The organism is Polynucleobacter sp. 35-46-11 (genome assembly GCF_002281105.1).
In genome coordinates, this window is sequence record NZ_NCFJ01000433.1 from 1 (window position 1) to 2130 (window position 2130).

Consider the following 2130-nt stretch of genomic DNA (forward strand, 5'->3'; position numbering starts at 1 on the left):
ATACGGCGGTGGCGGATCATTAAATTCAGAATTATCAAAAGCAGTAATACGTGTCTTATCTATTGCCTTAAAAATTTCTAGATCATATTGAATTCCCCGAGGAGATTCATCTAAGCTGTAGGCATCTGCATCTATCTTAGAAATCATTTTTACTACCTCGGCTTTTCCAGATTCTATGCGCACAATCCAAATATCGGTATAGCCAGTAGCGTCTCTAAACAGAGTCCATCGCCCCCAGCTAACATCATCATCCTGCATATAAGAGTCCTGCTCCAAAACCTTTAAAACACTACCGCTGTATTTAAATGGGGCTGATAGGGTTTCATTCATATCCACCATAAAGTAGTGAATCTTGGTTAAATCATCAAACTTGGGTAGACCCATTTGAGCCAGATTTTGCTCATACGTGTTCAGAGCTTTTTGACAGCCATCAACCCTCACTTCAGGATCAATCTCAATAGGCTGAACGGCTTCAGAACTTAATTGTTCCTCAAGAGCCTGTTGTGCCTGGGTGCAGATATTTGAAAAAATACTTAAGGACTCTGGACTAATACCGTAGGTATTGAACCAATGTTTTTCAATGATCAAAGAGGCTTCTGCTAACTGCGCATGTAAAAGACTATCTTTTGGAAAGCCATCCTCACATGCATAAAGGCGATCAACTAAGCGCCCAACGCTACCATCTGGGTTTGAAGTTGTTGCATGCCAGAAACTTTGAAAACTATCGTAGTTAAATCGTTCGCGATAGTGATTAAAAACGCACTGATCAAACTGTCTTTGACTCATCTGCAAAGACCCGCCTTTAATCAAGTCAAATAATCCCATGAGCTACTATCCTTGTTAATGCGTTAATAGGTAAAAATGATGTGCGCCAAAAATTATTGGCTTTTAATTTTGCTCCAATTGGCTTGAAAAATTGCAGCAGAATCAGTAGCGCCCTCTGGCTCCTCACCATTTCTGGAGATCATCAGGCCATTTAATTTTGCACCATGCTCAATTCCGAGTTGACCATAAGTAATATCGCCTCGAACTTCCGCACCTTCATGCAACTCAACGCGCTCAGTAGCGTAGATATTTCCTTCTACCTTGCCGGCAACTAGAACCCTAAAGGCGAAAATATCACCCAGCACCACCCCCGTTCGACCCAAAGCTATGCTGACACTCTTACCTTGGCGCGCCTCGATATTGCCGATAACTCGACCATCAATTCGTAGACTCTCATTAGCAACTAGCCTGCCATGAACCTCCGTAGCAGGTCCAATGATGGTCTCAAAGGACTCCATCGTTGGCTGTAAGAACTTAATGGACTGTGAACTTTTCTTGAACAAACTCATTGGGTTTCCTTTGGGCATCCACACCGTAGTGCTTTATCCCCCTCATCTGTTTGGGCGGGGATCCATTCTAGCTTTATTTAGGGACAAGCTACTAGGGCGTACTCATTTGTAGCGAGGGTCGATAAATAAGTTAGTTAATACTAACTTATTTATCGTGAATCCACGAGCTCTGAGCGAGGCTCAAACTAAATCAAAGGGTACCGCTATCAACCTGAGGGACTTACAGCAACTTTGTATTTCGAATATACGCGCTGATTTGTCGATCAGCACTCATCGGGATCAATTTAAGGGGATCGGGGGTATTACCGCTAATTTCAATAGTAACTGCTGGTCCAGACTGCTCAACTTTTAGCGCGGAGGGGATAGGATGGGCTCGAGTAGAGGCTGTACTAGGGGCTATTTTTCGATCATGCAAAGTAGCATCCCCTCTATGGGTAGAGCTACTTAAATAAGAGGCTTGCAGATTTAACTTATCCAATTGATTACTCCCAATCTAAATAGGGCTTTGATAGCATTATGAACCTTTCTTACTGCAAGGGAATTGGTATTACACGCTTTCAACTTGAGCTTGATGCGCCATTTGTAGCAACTCAGCTAGATGCTTTACCTTGCGACCGGTCTCTTGCTCAATCTGCTCTCGACAACTAAAGCCATTGGTCAGAATGATAGTTTCTAGATCAGTAGCTCGAATAGCGGGCAGCAATACCAGCTCACCTACTGCTTTGGATATTTCAACATGCTCTGGATTGAATCCAAATGAACCTGCCATGCCACAGCAACCGCTATCAATGTAATT

At 43.1% G+C, this 2130-nt stretch carries 4 protein-coding genes; all 4 read right to left on the reverse strand.

What is annotated here, in order from left to right; all coding sequences use genetic code 11:
• The coding region (locus tag B7Y67_RS15980) for a hypothetical protein (RefSeq protein ID WP_293599479.1) at positions 1-825 on the reverse strand (825 nt) is incomplete at its 3' end.
• Between the two features lie 53 nt (positions 826-878).
• Positions 879-1334 (reverse strand): polymer-forming cytoskeletal protein, encoded by a 456-nt coding sequence (locus B7Y67_RS15985; protein WP_215302701.1) that lies wholly within the window; start codon positions 1332-1334, stop codon positions 879-881.
• A gap of 220 nt (positions 1335-1554) precedes the next feature.
• Positions 1555-1812 carry a hypothetical protein gene (locus tag B7Y67_RS15990; RefSeq protein ID WP_215302699.1) on the reverse strand — a complete coding sequence of 86 codons (258 nt, stop codon included), beginning with the start codon at positions 1810-1812 and terminating at the stop codon, positions 1555-1557.
• Between the two features lie 69 nt (positions 1813-1881).
• Positions 1882-2130, reverse strand: a 249-nt coding sequence (locus B7Y67_RS15995; RefSeq protein WP_293599480.1) for a hypothetical protein, incomplete at its 5' end; no start/stop codon positions are given.